This is a genomic window from uncultured Idiomarina sp. (genome assembly GCF_964010655.1).
In the GTDB taxonomy this organism is placed as follows: Bacteria; Pseudomonadota; Gammaproteobacteria; order Enterobacterales; family Alteromonadaceae; genus Idiomarina; species Idiomarina baltica.
Genome location: NZ_CAXGLS010000002.1, coordinates 1 through 20,928 on the forward strand (window position 1 = coordinate 1; position 20,928 = coordinate 20,928).

At 47.7% G+C, this 20,928-nt stretch carries 14 protein-coding genes and 1 riboswitch; of the genes, 10 read left to right on the plus strand and 4 right to left on the minus strand.

From position 1 onward, the window contains the following. The first annotated feature begins 127 nt into the window (after positions 1–127). The 7 genes from ABNS04_RS00770 (at position 128) to ABNS04_RS00800 (ending at position 9,544) form a co-directional block, all read left to right on the plus strand. Positions 128–1,114, plus strand: a complete 987-nt coding sequence (locus tag ABNS04_RS00770) for an efflux RND transporter periplasmic adaptor subunit (protein ID WP_272978567.1) — start codon at positions 128–130, stop codon at positions 1,112–1,114. Next, positions 1,107–4,220 carry a CusA/CzcA family heavy metal efflux RND transporter gene (locus ABNS04_RS00775; RefSeq protein ID WP_272978568.1) on the plus strand — a complete coding sequence of 1,038 codons (3,114 nt, stop codon included), beginning with the start codon at positions 1,107–1,109 and terminating at the stop codon, positions 4,218–4,220. The genes ABNS04_RS00770 and ABNS04_RS00775 overlap by 8 nt, the downstream gene beginning before the upstream one ends. A gap of 166 nt (positions 4,221–4,386) precedes the next feature. Then, positions 4,387–4,473, plus strand: a riboswitch (cyclic di-GMP riboswitch). A gap of 17 nt (positions 4,474–4,490) precedes the next feature. After that, complete coding sequence (locus ABNS04_RS00780; RefSeq protein ID WP_006956728.1) at positions 4,491–4,994, plus strand: hypothetical protein; 504 nt, start codon at positions 4,491–4,493, stop codon at positions 4,992–4,994. A gap of 72 nt (positions 4,995–5,066) precedes the next feature. Then, the gene (locus tag ABNS04_RS00785; RefSeq protein WP_272978572.1) at positions 5,067–5,771 is read left to right on the plus strand and encodes a fimbria/pilus periplasmic chaperone; all 705 of its coding nucleotides are present in this window, start codon (positions 5,067–5,069) and stop codon (positions 5,769–5,771) included. Beyond that, positions 5,740–8,124, plus strand: coding sequence for a fimbria/pilus outer membrane usher protein (locus tag ABNS04_RS00790; protein ID WP_272978574.1), 2,385 nt, complete (start codon positions 5,740–5,742; stop codon positions 8,122–8,124). The genes ABNS04_RS00785 and ABNS04_RS00790 overlap by 32 nt, the downstream gene beginning before the upstream one ends. Further along, entirely contained in the window at positions 8,121–8,990 is an 870-nt protein-coding gene (locus ABNS04_RS00795) for a hypothetical protein (RefSeq protein WP_272978577.1), read from the plus strand. Before ABNS04_RS00790 ends, ABNS04_RS00795 begins: the two co-directional genes overlap by 4 nt. An 8-nt stretch (positions 8,991–8,998) precedes the next feature. Continuing rightward, on the plus strand, positions 8,999–9,544 hold the full coding sequence (locus ABNS04_RS00800; protein WP_272978578.1) for a prepilin-type N-terminal cleavage/methylation domain-containing protein: 546 nt from the start codon (positions 8,999–9,001) through the stop codon (positions 9,542–9,544). 68 nt (positions 9,545–9,612) lie between these two features. Here the strand turns inward: ABNS04_RS00800 and ABNS04_RS00805 are convergent, their stop codons facing one another. Both ABNS04_RS00805 and ABNS04_RS00810 read right to left on the minus strand, forming a co-directional pair. After that, complete coding sequence (locus ABNS04_RS00805; protein WP_286681547.1) at positions 9,613–12,201, minus strand: bifunctional aconitate hydratase 2/2-methylisocitrate dehydratase; 2,589 nt, start codon at positions 12,199–12,201, stop codon at positions 9,613–9,615. A 142-nt stretch (positions 12,202–12,343) separates the two neighbouring features. After that, positions 12,344–13,219, minus strand: a complete 876-nt coding sequence (locus tag ABNS04_RS00810; RefSeq protein ID WP_272978583.1) for a LysR family transcriptional regulator — start codon at positions 13,217–13,219, stop codon at positions 12,344–12,346. A 134-nt stretch (positions 13,220–13,353) separates the two neighbouring features. Here ABNS04_RS00810 and ABNS04_RS00815 point away from each other — a divergent pair, with 134 nt between their 5' ends. Both ABNS04_RS00815 and ABNS04_RS00820 read left to right on the plus strand, forming a co-directional pair. Next, on the plus strand, positions 13,354–14,427 hold the full coding sequence (locus ABNS04_RS00815) for an efflux RND transporter periplasmic adaptor subunit (protein WP_272978585.1): 1,074 nt from the start codon (positions 13,354–13,356) through the stop codon (positions 14,425–14,427). Next, positions 14,427–17,486, plus strand: a complete 3,060-nt coding sequence (locus ABNS04_RS00820) for an efflux RND transporter permease subunit (protein WP_272978586.1) — start codon at positions 14,427–14,429, stop codon at positions 17,484–17,486. The genes ABNS04_RS00815 and ABNS04_RS00820 overlap by 1 nt, the downstream gene beginning before the upstream one ends. 72 nt (positions 17,487–17,558) lie before the next feature. Here ABNS04_RS00820 and ABNS04_RS00825 read toward each other — a convergent pair whose 3' ends face one another. Beyond that, entirely contained in the window at positions 17,559–19,316 is a 1,758-nt protein-coding gene (locus tag ABNS04_RS00825; RefSeq protein WP_272978588.1) for a DUF885 domain-containing protein, read from the minus strand. Positions 19,317–19,423: 107 nt separating this feature from the next. Between ABNS04_RS00825 and ABNS04_RS00830 the strand changes: the two genes are divergently transcribed. Next, a complete protein-coding gene (locus tag ABNS04_RS00830; protein WP_272978590.1) occupies positions 19,424–20,359 on the plus strand; it encodes a Dyp-type peroxidase in 936 nt (311 codons plus the stop codon). Positions 20,360–20,375: 16 nt separating this feature from the next. On the opposite strand, the gene argR is transcribed toward ABNS04_RS00830, so the two are convergent. Next, entirely contained in the window at positions 20,376–20,855 is a 480-nt protein-coding gene (gene argR / locus ABNS04_RS00835; RefSeq protein WP_272978592.1) for a transcriptional regulator ArgR, read from the minus strand. Between the last annotated feature and the right edge of the window lie 73 nt (positions 20,856–20,928).

Here is a 20,928-nt window from a genome sequence, read left to right on the forward strand (position 1 = left end):
TTAGTTTAAAAGAAATTCTACGAGTGAGCTGTATTATTTTACGGGATAGTTACAGAACCATGCCAAGCAAAGTCCGATAACATCGCCATTATTTGAAATACCCGCCGCTCAACAGCAGGCGATTGGCGTGACAACGACTTCGGCGACCCGGAAGTCGCTTAAACCTGAACTGAGTGTGCAAGGAAAACTGCAATGGGCTGAAAATGAACAGACTCATATTCATCCACGCGCGAAAGGATGGGTTGAGAAGCTGTATGTGGACGTCGAGGGAGAGGCTGTTAATAAAGGCGATCCGCTTTATCAAGTCTATGCGCCAGATTTAGTTGTCGCTCAAGACGACTATTTGCAGTTACTTGATTCTCTACAACAAGTTGGCTCAGCTGAAAAGCAAACGAGTTTTAAAAACCGTGGTCGCAAGCGGCTCAAATTACTCGGTATGACCGACGAACAAATTGAACGATTAGAGCGCACAAAAGAAACGCGCTACACGGTTGATTACTTTGCACCTCAGTCGGGTTTTGTGAGTGCGCTGAATATTCAAGAAGGTATGTATATCGTGCCAGAACAGTCAGTTATGACCATCAGTGGTGAACAGTCACTTTGGCTGATGCTTGATATACCACAGCGGTATAGTGCGCTGATTAAGTCGGGGCAGATGGTTCATGTCGCTTCAAACACTGTGCAAGGTCACTGGATGGGGCATGTTGATTACGTTTATCCAGAGATAGACGAGGCATCACAAACGCTTCGCGCCCGAGTGCCGCTCAGCGTATCAAGTGACACCCTCGCGGTCGGTAGTTGGTTAAATGCTCATGTTGAGCTGCCAAAACTTCCCGCAACGCTGGTGGTGCCTGTCTCAAGCTTGATTCAAGTTGCTAAGCAAAACCGAGTTGTGGTTAAAAGCAGTGACCATGAATTCGCTGTAAGGGCGGTGAAAGTCGGTCAAATGGTGGGTGATGAAGTCCAGATATTAAGTGGACTCGATGCGGGAGAAGAGGTGGTCACTAATGGCCAGTTCATGCTCGACTCTGAGGCGTCTTTAAGGGGACTGTTGCCCGAGCAGTCAGCAGTGATGCCGATGAATCAGCATCAGCATGGAGGCGCGCATGATTAACTTTCTGATAGGACTCAGTTTACGACATCGTTGGCTTGTGCTGTTACTCGCCGCGGCGATAGCACTCGTCAGTCTTCAATCGTTACGCGATACGCAACTCGATGCGATTCCCGATCTATCGGACGTCCAGGTTGTCGTGAAGACCAGCTACCCAGGTCAAGCCCCTGCGGTAGTTGAAGAGCAAGTAACGTACCCCTTGTCGAGTACTTTATTGTCCGTCCCTAACACGAAGTCAGTGCGTGGCTTTTCATTTTTCGGCGACTCATATATTTATATCGTATTTGAGGAGGGCACAGACCCCTATTGGGCACGAAGTCGAGTACTCGAGTATTTGAATCAGGCACAGGCACAGTTGCCAACAGGAGTTCAACCGATGCTCGGACCGGATGCTTCCGGTGTCGGCTGGATTTATCAATATGCACTGGTGGACCGAACGAATACGCATGACTTAGGCGAGTTAACGCGAATCCAAAACTGGTATTTAAAGCAAGGATTGCAGAGTGTTAAAGGTGTAGCTGAGGTAGCCCGAGTAGGGGGGATGGTCGAGACATACCAAGTGGTCGTTGATCCGACGCAACTGCAACGCTATCAAATCAGCCTAGGGGATGTCACAGCAGCGATTCGAAATGCTAATTCAGAGGTCGGTGGCTCGGTTATTGAAATGGCTGAGGCCGAATACATGGTGCGTGGATTCGGTTACTTACAATCTATCGAAGATTTTCAGAGGCTACCGATTGGCCCAGCTTCCTCAAATGATGGTGTTGTTACCTTAGGGGACGTTGCACATATTCGAGTGGGACCTGAATTACGAAGAGGCGTGGCCGATTTAGGTGGGCAGGGTGAAGTGGTGGGTGGCATTATTGTTATGCGCTATGACAGTAATGCGTTAAAGACGATTAACCGCGTAAAGGCTCAATTAAAACAGCTTGCTCAAGGTCTTCCCGAAGGCATCGAGGTCGTAACGACCTATGACCGCTCTGAATTAATCAATGCATCAGTTGATAATCTCAGTAGCAAGCTCATTGAAGAGATGGCGTTTGTCGCCGTGATCTGCTTTATCTTCTTGTTGCATGCCCGCTCGACGCTTGTCGCCGTTATCAGTTTACCGTTATCGGTGTTGATTGCCATTTGGATTATGAACCTGATGGGAATTACAGCGAATATCATGAGTTTGGGTGGTATTGCGATAGCCATTGGTGCTCTAGTCGATGCGGCTATCGTAATGATTGAAAATGCGCATAAACATTTGCAATTATTTACCGACAAGCAACAGCGACAACCTGATTCGTCTGAACGTCAGAAAGTGATACTCGATGCGTGTCGCGAAGTAGGTGGCTCACTGTTCTTTTCGTTGCTCATTATTACCGTTAGTTTTCTTCCTATATTCGCGTTACAAGGGCAGCAAGGGCGCTTATTTGAACCATTGGCATATACTAAAACGCTTGCGATGGCGTGTGCAGCGCTGTTATCGATCACTTTGATTCCAGTGCTCATCGTTTTTTTAATACGCGGTAAAATTCCATCAGAGGAAGGTAATTTTATTACTCGCGTATTAGTTTGGTTCTATCGACCTGCGCTTAATATGTCATTGAAGTGGCCTAAAGTAACGGTGTTACTTGCCATCGCTATCACCGCAAGCGCGGTCTATCCTTGGCAAAAATTAGGCTATGAACTGATGCCTCCCTTATATGAAGGGGATTTAATGTATATGCCGACGACGATGCCTGGCATTAGCGTCGAAGAGGCGTCTGAACTATTACAGCAGACGGATAAATTGATAGCTCAACATCCTCAAGTTGAGCGAGTATTCGGTAAGATTGGCAGAGCGGATACAGCAACTGATCCGGCTCCTCTTACGATGATTGAGACAAGCATAACCTTAACTCCCGAATCGGAATGGCCCGCGGGAAAGACCATTGAGGACATTAAAGCTGAACTTGACCAGTACGTACAAATTCCAGGCGTAACGAATGCTTGGGTCATGCCGATTAGAACCCGTATAGAAATGCTAGCAACGGGGGTGAAAACACCTTTGGCGATTAAAGTCAGCGGCTCTGAACCGAGCCAGCTACAGCATATTGCGACGCAAATCGAAAACCAGCTGAAGCAGCATCCTGCAACAGGCTCTGTTATAGCCGAACGTGCGCAGTCTGGTCGATATGTCGAAATTTCGCCCAAATTAAAGGAAGCGGCTCGCTATGGGGTTTCGCAAAATGAGCTACAACAACTTATTTCGCAAGCGATAGGGGGGCAGCAAATAGCAACATCTATTCAGGGTGATCAACGGTTCCCGATCAATATTCGTTATCCGCGTGCGACACGTGATCACATTGAAAAGCTTAAACAACTTCCTTTTTTCAGTGAGTCTGGTCGTTGGTTAGTGTTGAGTGATATCGCAGATATTCAGCTGACCGCAGGTCCTGCCGTGCTAAAAAGTGAGAACGCACGGCTCAGCAGCTGGATTTTTATTGAGCCGAAGGCGGGCGTGACGACTTCGGAGTTGATTGAAAAAACGACACCTTCTCTTCAATCATTGTCGCTCGCTGACGGTTACAGCTGGAACTGGACAGGGCAATTTGAAGCGATGCAACAGGTTGAGCGAGACTTGCAACTAATCATTCCAATTACATTGGTACTCATTCTTTGCCTGCTTTACGGCGCTTTTAACTCGCTATCGCAAGCGTTAGTTGTTATCGCGACTCTACCTTTGGCGCTAGCAGGTAGCCTTTGGTTTATTTATTTACTCGATTACCAATTATCATTAGCTGTAATTGTCGGAATGATTGCTTTAGCGGGGGTCGCTGCAGAATTTGGTATCGTCATGTTGCTTTACCTTAACCAAGCCTGGAAAGCCCGTAATAACGATGCTTCGCAATTGCTACAGGCAATACAGGATGGGGCGCTAAAACGCGTCCGCCCGAAAGCGATGACAGTATCTACAATCATTGTTGGATTATTACCTATCATGCTTGGAGCCGGTATTGGTAATGACGTTATGCAACGCATTGCCGCTCCGATGGTGGGCGGGATGGTATTGGCGCCGTTGGTGTCGATGGTATTAATCCCAGTTGTATTTTTGGTGTTAAATCGGCGTCAAAAAAGGTAGTCAATCAGCAAACCGATGTTCGCAGATGTGCGGTATTTACAAAATGCTTACAAAATAAACTATTAACAAACAATGGTTTAACAATCGATTGCAATAAAACGTTGCAATCGTTATGGCAAATACTAAAACGCTCATCTATTATTTTCTTCGACTCAAGTGGGTTGCCACTTGAGTCGGCCAAACCCTCCGTGAGGCGGGGACGGAAAGCTTCGGGTCTTCTAAAAATAAAAACGAAGATAGCCGGGTTGCGAAACTTAGGAATTTCGCAAAATGAAAACTTCAGTAAAAACCCTCTTAGTTGCTAGTCTATTCACCACCACCGCAGCAGTCGCTGAACAAATGGATTTAAGCAACACCGATACCACGTCATTTACTGTCAACGGTACCGTTGAGAAAGTCTGTAAAGTGGATAACAGCAGTGGTCCATCAAAAACTATCGCTCTCGACGGCGTTGCTACAGCTGGCTTTGGTGTTGGTTTCTGGTGTAATACTTCTGCAATGCCTACCATCACCTACAGCTCACAAAACGGTGGTGTGTTAGCACTAAACAACGATCCACAAGCTGGCTTCATTCCATACACTATGGATCATGGTTCAGCAGTGGGCGTTTCTCTCACCTCACCTTATTCAATGACTGGCAATGGAAACATGGTCGGTAACAACACCAATGGTGACCTCCATCGCCGTACCTTGAAGGTTTCTCCTGCACCTACAGGTTATGAGCGCGCCGGTGACTATAGTGACACGATCACTGTCACTGTGACTCCGAACTAATTGAGTTTTCCATATAAGCCATCGCTTTAGGGCGATGGCTTAATTTTCCCGAATAATCTTATGAGTTCAGCCATGTTAAAAAAAGCAATGTTGTGGCTGCTAGTACTGGTTGCTGTGCTGGTAGATGCCTACGAAGTGGAGCCGATGATCGCTGAAATCCAGGCGACCAGCGGTCATAACCGTGTGACTTATCGCGTCGCAAATCCGAGCGACACCACCTTGCCGCTTGAAGTTGAAGTGTACAAACGAAGCTTCGATGACAACCAAGTTGAACAGTTAGTCGAAACCGATGACATTATCGTACTGCCACCGCAGATTAAAGTGGGCGCCCAGTCCTATCAAGTTTTTCGAGCGCAATTTATTGGTGACCCACGTTTAGCTGAGACGCAGTCTTACCGAATTGTGTTTAAGCAATTGCCGCTAAAAAGTGAACCCGATGGCCAACCTGAAATTAACATGGTGTTTAATTTCGCTACACTGCTATTCGTCAATCCTCAACAGGGGGTTGAGGACCTACAACAGAAACTCGAGTGTAATGATGCCGAGATAGGCTGTCAGTTAGTGCTTACTAACAATGGTAACCAAGTGGTTAATCTTAATGGCAGTCAATTGATTATAGATTCAGGTAATGAGCATGCTGTTGAATGGACAATGTATCGCGAGTTACTACCGGTTTCCTATTTAATGCCATCGCATACCATTCGTTTAGCGCTGGCGTCTCTCAATGAGCAAGGACGAGTCGAAGATGCGCGCATTAAACTGGCTGATGATCGTTAGTGCGTCTGCCTCGGCTTATGCATTACCGGTACAATCTCAACAATATGCAATTGATTTGCCGGTCAATTATAATGAACGCGCGATTCAAGACATCGCGGCGACCATTCAATCGGGCCAAGTCGTTGCTGTTGTTAAACAGTCATTACTGAGCTCAATGGGCCGTATGCTGAATGACGACACCATGCATTGGGTAGAGGCTTATCCTGACAGTTTAATCCCCATCACTGCACTGCAAGATCGTGGGATTTTCATCGACTTTTCACCGCAAAATATGAGTCTAACGGCAAAGTTAGCGGGTAGTGCTATGCGTCCAACTGAGTTAAATTACGGTACGGCTGATTATGTCGTAATCCCCGATAGCACTGCGACTATTGCGAGCTTAAATCGATTTAACCTACTGACGGAGACTGTCGACTCAGACACGCGCTACGCCCTAGAATGGCTCGGTTCGGCAAACGTCGGTGGATACGATGGTGTGAACGCGCGTTGGTCTGCCTTTGCCGATCGAAACGATGAGGGCAATAACGAGTTCTATCGTGGAGAAGTCACACTATTTCACGATAACCCTCAATTGCCATTGCGCTATGAACTCGGCGATTTGACTACCTTTACGAGTGGGCATGTCAGCGGTCTCAATATGGGGGGTATTGGTGTTTCGCGCGCCTACCGTGAGCTTCAACCGCGTCGTGAAATCAGTCCAGGCAACAGTCAGCAGTTCTATCTACCGTCGAGCGCCGATGTTGAGATCCAAGTCAACGGCTTTACCGTCTTACGACAACAATTTAATCCAGGTCGTTATGAGTTAAATGATCTGCCCTTCACAGCAGGCGCCAATGAAGTGCTCGTCGTTGCGACTTTTGAGGACGGCTCCACACAGACATTTCGCTTTGACAACTTTTACAGCGGCGCATTGTTACGCAAAGGTCTTTCAGATTTCTCTTTTCAGCTCGGCTATGCGTCGGAGTTTGAAGAGTTTTCATATAACTATGGGGATGAACTGACATTCTCTGGCTATTACGATTACGGTTTCTCGGATAGTTTCACTGCCGGTGTGAACCTCGAACTTAGTAGTTTGGGCCATATTGTGGGCACGACGGTCTCCTATGGCTTTGATATCGGTGTCATTACATTGCGTGGCTCACAATCTAAGTTGGATGAATTTAATGGTTATGCAGCGTCTGTGGATGTCGGGTTCTCAGTCTGGGGAAGTGGTTATAATAGCTCGCCTAACCTGCGCTTCAGTTTTGAGAAAAGAGTTGAGTTTGCCCCCACAGTCGCCACGCAGCCACTGACGTTATTTGATGACCGTCGAGTGACGGCAGATTATACTTATTTCTTCAATGATGAGTTTGATTTAACCGCCAGTGTGTCGCGCTACGAAGCGGTCGATGGCACAACAATTAACACGGATTCGCTTCGATTCAGTTGGCGTCGTCGCGGCTGGTTACTGAGTGCCGAATATTATCGCAGTAACTTTGTTGATCCAGTAACGCAGCAGCAAGATGGCGTGTTTTTGAGCGTTTCATGGAATAGTTATGATTCACGTAGTCAGTTGCGTACAAGGGTTGAATACGATCACCGTAGAGAACAGGCGCAAGCGAGCTTTGGTCGCATTAACCGCAACCGTGTGGGCAACTATGGCTACGAAATCTATGGTATCGATAATCCACAACTACGGGATATTCGCGCCAGCGGTAGTTACACCGGAAACCGCATACGCGGCGAACTGACGGTGTCAAAACTAGAACTCGAGTCGGGCGCTCGTTTTGACATCTATCGAACCTCATTGAGTACAACGCTCGGTTTTGCTGATGGAAGCCTTGGTATGTCGAGTATTGTTGATGCTCCATTCGCGCTGATTAAAAAGCATAAGACACTCGCCGATAGTGATGTCGAGATTAATCCAGATTATTTGGGTGAAATTGAGGCTCGCGCGGGAGAGCATTTAGCAGGATTAGTGACATTAGGCGCGCCGTTTAGTGAAACCAGCCTTGTCGTTAATGTACCTAATGCACCGCTCGGTTATAACTGGGGCCCAGGGTTGTATGACTCAAGTGGTGGTAGTGTGACTGGACGCGTCATTACTGTGGGTTCGGATGCCGCTTATTTAGTCTTGGGCTACATTCAAGACGAATCAGGTCAGCCGTTGAGCTTAGAGCGTGGCGAATTGATTGGAAATGGATTGGTGTTGGATGTATTTACCAATCGCAGGGGCCGTTTTGCGGTCGAGGGCATTGCGCCAGGTGCTTACCAGTTAGTGATAGGTAAGTATCAAGCAAAAGTGAACTTTAAAGCAGCGGAAGAGAATTTAATTGACGCGGGGGTTATTACCGTAAGCGAGGTGCAACCATGAACAGGTTCATAATCGTACTTATTTTTCTGGGATCAGCTGTGGCACAAGCTGATAGTCGTTACCCACACCAGTGTACGGGTGACTTTGATGTGCAAGTTAATCAATACAACTCGGTAAGGTTTGACGATGAAATTTTACTACCCATAAAAGTGCAGGCATTTCGAGAAGGACGTCCTTGTATCGATAGTTTGATTTTTAGCGCTGTGGATAACGGACCTTTTAAACTCATCGGTGAAGGAGGTGTACAACTCGACGCCACCTTATTGAACACTAACCGCAAGCCTTTGCCCGTGCGTACGGTCGATGGACGTCGTTCTTGGATTGTTGATTACAATGGTCATCAGCATTTAAACCTATGGTTACGTATTGACGCGCACCGCGTGATCACGGCAGGCGCCTACGCCGCTGCCCTGGTGGTTCAATCAAAGGATGGCCATCGTACATTAATGGACAAAGTGGTCGATCTTGGGTTTTACATGCCTGCCGTTGTCAGTATTGAAGTCGCTCGGTCGCACAGTGATTCGGTGCGCGGTCATGGCGGCCACTACCAAGTAGATTTAGGCAGCCTTAATGACGGGGCGCGTGCCGATTGGCGATTAAAAGTGTTTAGTAACAGTCTTTACGACGTATCGATTTATTCGGAGGACCGTGCGTTAGTACATCAGCAAGACAGTAGCAGTCGTATTGCGTATGAGATCCTTTTTGATGGCAACCGTTTTCCCGCGACCACCACCTACCAACGCAGCTACCAGCAAAGTTACTCAGGCAAGCGACGTTTTGATATGGGTATCGTCGTGGATGATGTGAAGTATCAACGCGCGGGTCGGTACCAGGATACCGTTTATGTGACCGTAACAGCAAGGTAGGAGTCGTTTTGAGTAAACAGACGTTAAATGCAGGTTTTACCCTGATTGAGTTAATTATTGTTATTGTGGTCATTGGTGTCTTAGCGGTGACGGCGGCGCCTAAGTTTTTTGACTTTGGTACCGCAGCACGGACCAATGCGGTTAAGTCGATGTCGGGTACCTTGACGGAAGCCTCCAAACATATTGATGCTGCGTTGCAGCTACCTAACCGCGTTATATACGTGAATGGCAGTCCGTGGTTAGATGTTAATGGTGACGGCATTATTGAAGCCGATGCCACGTCAGACCAAGAGAATCCGCGTAATAATGTCAGCCGTGACATCAAGCTAATAAAGAATGACGTGGGTCAATTGGGGCCTGATAACTTTGAGGTGGCAAAAATGGTAAGTTTCTCAGAGGATGTCACTATTGAAGTCGGTGAGCGTCATCAAACCTATATTGGTTTTGATCGTGATGATGACGGTGAGATAGCCGATGACAACTGTCGCGTTTACTTTACCCAACCGATTAATTCACGCGGCACGTTTGTCGCAAATAAAACTGACGGCTGTTAATTGATCATTAAAAAAGCCTCGCAGCAAAACTGCGAGGCTTTTTACTTTGATTTAATCAGGCGCTGCGATTAAGCAACGTTGATAGTCGGGATAATGTTCTCTTTCGCTGCTTTTTCAGCGTCGCGGAACGCATCCATTTGGTCAAAGTTTAGATACTTATAAACTTCGCCAGCCATCGCATTAATATCCTGCGCGTACTCGAGGTACTCTTCTGGTGTCGGTAAACGACCAACGATAGCACCGACTGCTGCAAGTTCTGCAGAAGTAAGGTAAACGTTTGCGCCATCACCTAAACGGTTAGGGAAGTTACGCGTTGAGGTCGATAACACTGTTGAGTTTGGCTCCACACGTGCTTGGTTACCCATGCACAGTGAACAACCCGGCATCTCAGTACGAACGCCATTACGTTCGTAAATGTCGTAGTAACCTTCAGTCTCAAGCTGAGCCTTATCCATTTTCGTTGGCGGCGCAATCCATAAGCGCGTGTTCAACGGATCTGAGTTCTTCTCAAGCAACTTACCGGCTGCACGGAAGTGACCGATATTGGTCATACAAGAACCGATGAAGACTTCGTCAACTTTATCGCCAGCGACTTCACTCAAGAATTTAGCGTCGTCAGGGTCGTTCGGACAACAAACGATAGGCTCTTTGATTTCATCAAGGTCGATTTCAATCACTTCTGCGTATTCAGCGTCTTTATCTGCACGCATTAACGACGGGTTCTCAAGCCATTCTTCCATCTTACGCGCACGGCGTTCAAGTGTACGTGCATCACCATAGCCTTCGTTGATCATCCAACGCAACATAGTGATGTTTGAGCGTAAGTACTCACCCACTGACTCTTCTGAAAGGTTGATAGTACAACCTGCCGCTGAACGCTCTGCAGAAGCGTCTGACAATTCGAACGCTTGCTCAACAGTTAGATGCTCAAGGCCTTCAATTTCTAAGATACGACCCGAGAATGCGTTTTTCTTACCGCGTTTCTCGACTGTTAACAAACCGTCTTTAATCGCAAACGCTGGGATCGCATGAACAAGATCACGTAATGTGATACCTGGCTGCATCTTACCTTTAAAACGCACCAATACAGACTCAGGCATATCCAGTGGCATAACGCCCGTTGCTGCAGCGAAAGCGACCAAACCAGAACCCGCAGGGAAAGAAATACCCAGAGGGAAACGAGTATGAGAGTCACCGCCAGTACCTACTGTGTCTGGTAATAACATACGGTTTAACCAGCTGTGGATGATACCGTCGCCTGGGCGCAGTGATACACCGCCACGGTTCATGATGAAGTCTGGCAACGTGTGCTGAGTCTCAACATCAACCGGTTTAGGGTACGCAGAGGTGTGACAGAATGACTGCATGACCAAGTCAGAGTTAAAGCCAAGGCACGCTAAGTCTTTGAGTTCGTCACGGGTCATTGGACCGGTGGTATCCTGTGAACCTACGGTTGCCATTTGCGGCTCACAGTAAGTACCTGGGCGTACGCCCTCCATACCGCATGCTTTACCGACCAGTTTCTGAGCAAGGCTGTAGCCCTTACCACTGTCTTGTGGTTGCTCAGGCGTTAAGAATAAATCGCTTGCGCCTAAGCCCAATGATTCACGCGCTTTTGCAGTCAAACCACGACCGATGATCAAGTTGATACGGCCACCTGCACGCACTTCGTCTAGGATAACGCGCGATGCGTAATCATATTCAGCGATCACTTCGCCCGTTTCGTTTTTGATTTTGCCTTCGTATGGGAAGATGCTGATCACATCGCCCATGTTCATTTTCTCAACGTCGGCCTCAAATACTAATGCGCCCGCGTCCTTCATCGTGTTAAAGAAGATAGGTGCAACTTTACCGCCGATACAGATACCGCCTGCACGCTTGTTTGGCGTACCTGGCATATCTTCACCGATGTTCCACAGTACAGAGTTAGTCGCTGACTTACGTGAAGAGCCAGTACCCACAACATCGCCTACGAATGCAACGGGGTGACCTTTCTTCTTAAGTTCTTCAATTTGCTCGCCGGCATTGGTGATGCCTTCACGCGGCATTTTGTACATCGCCTTAGCGTGCAAAGGAATGTCAGGACGTGACCATGCATCCGGTGCAGGTGATAAATCATCGGTGTTGGTCTCACCCGTTACTTTAAATACAGTCGCTTTGATTTCGTCCGCCATCTTGTCACGGCTAGTGAACCACTCACCTTCAGCCCATGATTCAACGACTTCTTTTGCAAGCGCGTTGCCTGCTTTCATTTTTTCTTCAACGTCGTGGAAGGCGTCGAACATCAAGATGGTGTGCTTAAGCTCTTCAGCCGCAAGACGACCTAATTCAGCGTCATCTAACAACGCGACTAAAGTCTCGATGTTATAGCCACCGTGCATGTTGCCCAACAATTTAACGGCTTGTTCTTTACTGATAACAGGGCTTTCGACGTCGCCTTTAACAACTGCGCTCAAGAAGCCTGCTTTCACATAAGCCGCTTCATCGACGCCTGGAGGTACACGCTCTGAAAGGAGCTCGACTAAAAACGCTTCTTCACCCGCGGGTGGGTTTTTTAGCAGCTCAACTAAATCTGCAACTTGTTCAGCCGTTAATGGCTTCGGAGGGATGCCCTCAGCGGCACGCTCTTCAACGTGCTGACGATATTCTTTTAGCACTCCAGTTACCTCTTGTGTGTTTGCATGAGAAATAATGACTTCACTAGTGGCGGGCATTATACGCATTTTCCCGCTAATTCACACGGCACGCGGCTATAAATCAGACAATGTAGGGTATAAATACTATGAATAACAGAAGGTTTTAGCTATCAACGGTCTTTTCGGCAAATGCTTGCCAAATGGCCTCAGCCGCAGGACCCGGACTGCGTATTGCCGAACGTATAATGTGTACTTCTAAATTGACCCGTTGCACGAACCCCGGAATTTCGATTTGTACCAACTCGCCACTGGCCAAATAAGGTGCGGCCATGTGCATAGGAATCGCCCCCCAACCTAGACCAGCAACGAGCATATCTCGTTGTGTCGCCACGTCACTGGTTTGAATACGTCGCTGACTCGGGAGTTTGAGGATAGCGTCGACATTAATACCGACTTCGAGTACTTGCGGCACCAACATCGGCAGCCCCAGCAGCTGCTGCCGATTATCAGGCACACCGCCATTTTCTTTGCCAAGTTGACTATGCATTACAACGACAAGTTGAAAAGGGCTCACTTTGAGTGTCTCAAATTCGCCGTACTGTCGAAACAACGGCAGCCAAGGACAAATCGCGAGATCGGCTTCACCCTGATTAATGCGTCGCAAGGCTCGTAGTTGCGATTCGCCTTCAAAGCGTAATTCGGTGGCGGGAAATTCGCTTTGTACTAAGGTTATGGCATCGAACCAATAACGCGCATCGCAGGTGTGGTCAAAACAAAGCGTTAAATGGGGTTCAGCGCCGGTGCGCAAACGACTGGATAACGTATCCAAGCGCTCATGCTGGCGCAAGACTTCTTCAGCTTGTCGTAAAAACTGTTGACCGTGCGCTGTCAGTTGCAGACGGTAACCGTCCCGATTAAATAGTGCAAAGCCAGCCTCTTGCTCGAGCTTTTTGAGTGCCATACTAATGGCTGACTGGCTACGGTGCAGTTGCTGAGCACTTTTTTGAAGCGAGCCCGAAGCGGCGACGCTCGCCATCATTTTAAGATGCAGTATATTCATTAAAATTGAAGTAGTTAAAAATATTTTTTCAATATAACTAAATTAAATTTAACGCTAAACTAAGCGATAAGCAAAGTTTTTCCTATTAACTTGCGCCCAATGGGAGTTCCAAAATGAATCGAATGATTGGCTGCATCACACTATGCACGGCGTTTTTGTTAACAGCATGCTCCGAGCCGGCATCCAGCAACGTCTCGGCAGAGAAGCCACCTCGCCCAGTGCGGATCGTAACGGTGCAAGATGCCGGCGGGGAACAACTACGCCAATTTCCAGCCGTCGTTGAAGCAGCCGAAGTGGCACAGCTAACGTTTCGTGTTGCCGGTGAAATCACCGAATTACCCGTGCGCTCAGGTGCCGAAGTACAAAAGGGCGACCTCATTGCTCGCCTTGACCCGACGGACTACCGTCTGGCGATGGAACAAGCAAAAGCGCAATTCGACTTGGCGTCGTCACAGTATCAACGCAACAAGAAGCTGGTTGCGCAGGGGCTGATGTCCGAGGCGCAGTTCGATCAAATCGAATCGCAGCTGGCTGTTGCCCGAGCGAATTATGAAACCACCAAGGCTAACTTAGGCTATACCGAGCTACGCGCACCTTTTGATGGTGTAATAGCTCAACGACCTGTTGAGCGCTACGAAAATGTTCAAGCAAAACAACCCATTGCGACTTTGCAAATAGCCAACGCAGTGGATGTTTCTATCCAAGTGCCGGAAAATCTCTTTGCGCAAGTGAATAAAAACCTTAATTATGAGCCGACGGTAGTATTTGATGCTGCGCCACAAAAACGCTTTGTCGGTCATTTGAAAGAGTGGGACTCCCAGGCAGATCCCGCTACCAACACCTATGAGGTCGTGTTTACCTTACCTCGCCCCGATGAATTGAATATTCTGCCAGGCATGACTGCAACGGTTATTGTCGATTTACGGCAAGTTATGCGCGGCACTCTGGAAGGCGTGTTAGTGCCTTCGACCGCCGTGTTTGATGAGCAAGATAACCAACATTATGTATGGGTCGTCGATGCGCAAATGCAAGTCGAAAAGCGAAGCGTCGAAGTCGGGAACATGACCAACGAGGGTCTACTCGTCACTGATGGGCTCGCAGCGGGTGAGCGTATCGTCAGCGCGGGTGTATACCAACTACAGCCGCAGCAGCAAGTGCGTGAATGGCAGCGTGAGCGGGGGCTGTAATGAATATAGCTCAATACAGTATGGAGCGAAAAACCAGTAGTTGGCTGTTGCTTATTGTTCTACTGGTTGGGGGCATTGTCAGTTTATTACAGCTTGGGCGACTTGAAGACCCCAAGTTTACTATTAAGCAAGCCATGGTAATCACCGCCTACCCAGGCTCATCGGCACAACAAGTCGAAGAAGAGGTTACTTACCCACTTGAAAATGCCATCCAGTCGCTCAGTTACGTCGATAATATTCGCTCGATCTCGAAGCCCGGCCTGTCGCAAATAACCGTTGAAATGAAGTCCACTTATCGCGCTGATGATCTAGAGCAAATTTGGGATGAATTGCGCCGTAAAATCAATGACAGCGCGCGTAATTTACCGCCAGGAACACAACAACCGATCATTCGTGACGATTTCGCTGATGTTTATGGTGTGCTGCTCGCCATTACCGGTGACGGTTATGATTATCAAGACATCGAATATTACGCAGACTTCCTACGTCGTGAATTGGTGCTGGTGGAGGGCGTCGGCAAAGTGATCGCCAGTGGCGAACAGCAAGAGCAGGTGATTGTTGAAGTATCACGGTCTAAGCTCTCAAATGTTGGTATTCCCACGAGTCGTATCGCTAACTTGCTAACCACACAAAATACCGTGGCCGATGCTGGGCGAGTCACGGTAGACGAGGAGCGTTTTCGGATTGCCACAACAGGTGAATTTGAATCCGTGGAAGAGCTTGCTAATTTGGTGATTAGTAATCCGGGAGCCGAGCAACGGATTTACTTACGTGACGTCGCACAGATTTACCGTGATACCAAAGAAATTCCCAGTCATATTGTACGCTTCAATGGACAGCCCTCAATTTGGCTAGGCGTCTCATTTGCAGATAATGTCAACGTGGTTGACGTAGGACAGCGTATTAACCAACGTTTGGACGAGTTGAGCTATGCTCAACCCGTGGGCATGAGCGTGGAGCGTATTTACGACCAGCCACACGAGGTCGAAAACTCGGTCGATAATTTCTTGATGAATTTGGTCGAAGCCGTAGTCATTGTGATTATCGCTCTTTTACTGAGTATGGGCTTTCGCAGTGGGATTCTCATTGGTGGCGTGCTGCTATTAACCGTATTGGGCACGTTCATCTTCATGAATATTTTTGATATCAACCTCCAGCGGGTGTCACTAGGAGCGCTCATCATTGCGCTGGGTATGCTGGTGGATAACGCCATTGTTATTGCCGATGGTATGATGGTCGGTATGCAACGCGGACAAACCAAGCTTAAAGCCGCGGTGACCGTGGTTCGCCAGAATCAATGGCCACTGCTCGGTGCCACCGTGATTGGCATTATCGCCTTTGCACCTATCGGGTTATCTTCTGATGCGACGGGGGAATTTGCCGGAAGCCTGTTTTGGGTGTTGTTGATTTCGTTACTACTCAGTTGGATAACCGCGCTGACACTTATTCCATTCTTAGCCGACCGAATGTATAAAGAGGGGGATAAATTGGCGGCGGATGGTGATGATGTGTATGGTCATCCGGTGTTTAAAGGTTATCGACGTGTATTATCGTGGTGCTTGCAGCATCGTTTGCTGACCATGTTAGCGATGCTGGCGCTCTTGGTCACTTCGGCGGTGGGCTTCAAACAAGTTAAACAGGCATTTTTTCCACCGTCGACGACGCCCATGTTTTACGTCGACCTTTGGTATCCAGAAGGCACTGACATTCGTTTTACGTCTCAAGATGCAAGACGTGCTGAGCAATACTTATTGGCGCAACCAGAAGTCGCCTCAGTTGCGACCACCGTTGGTCAGGGAGCGCCGCGCTTTACCCTGACTTACTTGGTCGAAAAGTCTTACGAAAGTTACGCGCAGTTGATCGTAAGGGTCGCTGACAAAGACACCATGATGAATGTCATGGCAGAGACACGTCAGTATTTAAGAGAACATCACCCTCAGGTCGAAGATAAACTCATACGTGTCAATATTGGTCCAGCAACGCCCGCTAAGATAGAAGCGCGCATCAGCGGTCCCGATCCGGAGGTCTTACGCAAACTGGCTCAGCAAGCTGAGACAATTTTACGCGACGATCCTGGGGCGATGAATATTCGTCATGATTGGCGCCAAAAGACCAAGTTGCTTCGACCGCAATTTGATGAAGCGGCCGCGCGTCGTTTGGGTATTACTAAACAAGATGTAGACCATTTACTCAAAACCAATTTTGAAGGTCGCACCGTTGGCATTTATCGCGACGGAACTGATTTATTACCGATTATCTCGCGCGCGCCGGCGCAAGAGCGAGTTGACTTGGATAACTGGCGCGAATTGCAAATATACAGTCCTGTGCTTGATCGCTACTTACCGCTAGGACAAGTGGTTCAAGATATTAATGTGGTCTGGGAAAACGCCCTGATTATGCGTCGTGATAGAAAACGGACGCTGACAGTGATGGCCGATCACGACGTGCTCGGTAACGAAACGGCGGCGGCTGTATTTGCGCGAGTAAAACCCAAAGTTGAACAGATGGAACTACCACTCGGTTACTCTATCGAGTGGGGCGGTGAGCATGAGGCATCCAATAAAGCGCAGAAAGCACTATTTGGTTCTTTACCACTCGGATTTCTCGCGATGTTCATTATTACCGTATTGTTGTTCAATTCGATCCGTCTAGCGACTGTGTTGTGGACTACAGTGCCCTTATCGATTGTGGGTGTCACCTTAGGCTTGTTAGTGCTGAATATGCCTTTCGGGTTTATGGCACTGTTAGGTTTTCTCAGTCTTTCCGGCATGCTAATCAAAAACGGTGTGGTATTACTTGAGCAGGTAAATGTTGAGCTTGAGGAGGGTAAGCCTGCGTATCAAGCTTTAGTGGATGCTTCGGTCAGTCGTGTAAGACCGGTATTTATGGCCGCTGCAACCACGATATTAGGCATGTTACCGCTATTACTGGATGACTTCTTTGCGAGTATGGCGACGGTCATTATGTTTGGTTTAGGTTTTGCAACGGTACTGACATTGTTTGTCGTCCCAGTGATGTATGCCGTTGTGCAGCGAGTTAAAACACCTAAATCATCGTAGTCGATAACATCGGCTCATAAAAAAGGCTTGCCGTATTTGGCAAGCCTTTTATTTATCTATCAGTCGTCTTGGTTAGGCCGACTTTTGGTCATCAATCCATTGATTAATATGCTGCTCTAACACATCCAGTGGCACACTGCCGTTCTCGAGTATCGCATCGTGGAACTCGCGTAGATCAAAATCACTACCAAGCTCGTCTTCTGCTCGCTTGCGCAGTGCTTTGATTTTCAACTCACCCAGCTTATAGGACAGTGCCTGAGCGGGCCAAGTGATATACCGATCAATTTCAGTTTTCACGTTATGCAACGATAGGGCGGTGTTGCTCGCCATAAAGTCAATTGCGCGTTCACGGCTCCAGCCCATGGCATGCATACCGGTGTCTACCACTAAACGTGCCGCACGCCACATCTCATAGCTTAGGCGACCAAAGTTGCTGTATGGATCTTGATAAAAACCGGCTTCTAAACCCAAATATTCAGAGTACAAGCCCCAGCCTTCACCAAAAGCAGAAATATAAGTTTGCTGGCGATACTCTGGCACATTTTCCATCTCTCCGGCGATTGCATTCTGCAAATGGTGACCTGGTACGGCCTCGTGCAAGGTCAATGCGGGGATTTGATACAGTGGACGACGATCCAATGCATAAGTATTTACCCAATAATAGCCCGCTTGGTCAGCACGGTTTGAGCCTTTATAACGACCGGTTGTGTACTTGGGAGCAATCTCGTCTGGTACAGGCGCAATACCATAGGGCTTACGTGGCAACGTTTTGAATAAGCCGGGTAGTTTACCATCCATCTTTTTAGCGACCAGCGCAGCGGTTGCGAGCAACTCTTCCGGCGTGTCTGCATAAAACTGATCATCGGTACGCAAGAATTCAACGAATTCATCAAAATCACCGTCAAAGCCTGATTCCGCAATTACTTCATCCATTTCTGCACGAATACGCTTAACTTCGCTCAACCCAATTTCGTGGATTTCTTCGGCGGTCATGTCGGTTGTCGTGTAATGCTCGATACGGTTCTTATAAAACGCTTTTCCATTAGGTAAGTCATAAGCGCCGATTGAATCACGTGAGTTCGGCAAGTACTCGGTGACCATAAAAGTAAAGTAGTCATCGTAAGCTGGCATAATCTGGTTATCGATGACGTTACGCGCTTGTTGTTGCAGTTCAGCCCAAGTGGCATCATCAACAAAGCGAGGTTGTTGTTTGAACGGGTCAAAATAAACACTTTGCTCAGGATTTTGCACAATATAGGCAAGGATACTTTCTTCAAATCCTTCCATCGCTGCTTTCGGTTGCGTGTAGCCTTCCTCAATTGCCTTACGCAGCCAGTTAGTTTGTTGTGTCATGTACCGCTGAATAGTTGCTAGCTTACTAAGGTAGTCGCGATAATCCTGAGTCGACTCAAACCGCGTATTACCTGGCATGAACGCCAATGACGAATGAAATGAGCCCTCTGCAGTGAGTGGCATATAATGAGCTTTAAAGCGATACTCGTCGACGCTATTTTTAAGTGAATATGAGATCATTGCATGGTTAATGCGATCTTGAGAACTGAGCTGGCTGACATCAATCGCATCAAGTTGTGCTAACCACTTTGCGTGCTTCTGATAACGCGCATTAAGTGCCGCTGGGGACATGTCCGGTAATGCCGTTTTGTGGCTTGCTGATAAGTCTTCCCAAACAGTATTGGCCAGTGTATGAAACGACTCGGTCAATGAAGTTTGCTGACTGACTTGATGAGTTTCAGCGTTCGGCGGTGTATGCGATTGGCTTGCACACGATACCAGTGAGACAATACTGGCGGCTAAAATCAATTGGCGCATGATTTTTCCTTGCGATTCTGTGTGATTTACAGGCATTCTATAATGCCTGCAGTTCCGATGAATGTAAAAATAACTAAAATAACGTTTAACTGGAACGGAGATACACTTTGTTAAAAGCGCAATCCGGAATTTGTGACGAGCCTAATCTACATGGGCTGAGTCTGTTTTGCCATGTTATGACCGATGATGTGGATGTCATGCGTCGCAAAATTGCTCGTATTCCATCGATTATCGATGAGCTCAGCGATCGCTTCTCGGAAGCGATGTTGAATGGGTTTATCGCGATTGGCAGTGAGTATTGGGATATTCTTTATCCTGAGCATCGTCCCGAGGGCTTTGGTAGCTTCCCCGAGCTGCGAGAGGGCCATAGAGATGCGCCCGAGCAGGTGTTCGATTTGCTGATTAACCTCCGATCAGATCGCTATGATGCCAATTACTTAGCCGCTCGCACACTTAATGAGTGGTTGGGTTATGATATCGAAATCGCGGAGCATGTTCATAGCTTCCGTTATCTCGATGGCCGTGATCTGATGGGATTCGTTGATGCGCCTGATAATCCACGTGGTTTACGCCGCCGAAATGTAGCGCTAATCGACAAACAACAAAGTGACTTGTTTGAGCACAGTAGTTATCTGTTCGTGCAAAAGTTTAAACATGATTTAAAGCGTTGGGACTATCTCGGTATTGAGCGTCAGGAGCAGGTATTAGGACGTGATAAAGTCACCTCGGAAAAGTTACCCGAGGCCGACATTATCGGTGTCACTCATGCCAGTAAAACGCGCTTGCTTGATAAAAATGAGCAACCTATTCCTTTATTACGGCAAAATATGGCGTGGGGTGATACGCGAGAGCAGGGTATGTTAGCGATGTATTTTACATGCCAGCCAAAGGCCGTAGTGAACTGGCTCAAGCAGCGCTATCAAGAAGATGACTCGAACCAATACGACCCTTTGCTCGATTACACGCAAGCCACAATCAATTCGGCATTCTTCGTGCCGAGCCGGGCGTTTCTTGCATTGAGTGTAGAACGCTCGGCTTGCTGAGCCCGCGAATCGCTATTTAACTTTCGTTGTCCGGTACAACCGAGTGTGCCTCAAATAACGACTTTACTTTTTCTAAGGTAAAATCGATCTCAGAGACCTTTAACGGCGCGATAAAAATGGTGTCGTCGCCCGCGATGGTTCCAAGTACGCCTTCCTTTTTACCGACCGAATCAAGTAAGCGAGCAATGAGTTGTGCGGCACCCGGGCTAGTACGAATAATGACCATGACATCATTGTGCTGAATATCCAAAACAAGTTGGTTTAATGGTGCTTTAGCCGAGGGCACTGATATTTCGGCGGGTAAACAGTACACCATCTCTTGTTTAGCATTCCGTGTTCGCACTGCACCATGCTTACTAAGCATACGCGAAACCTTGGATTGACTGACATTGCTAAAGCCTTGTTGCTTGAGTGCCTCAACGATTTCACCTTGTGAACCGTAGCGTTCTTCTTTCAATAATGCTTTAAATGCTGCCAGTAGTTTTGCTTGTGTCATGCCCTTCGCCTAGATCAGTTTATTTGTATTTTAAGCCCTATTGGAGTACAGTTTTGCGCCATATCCGCATAAC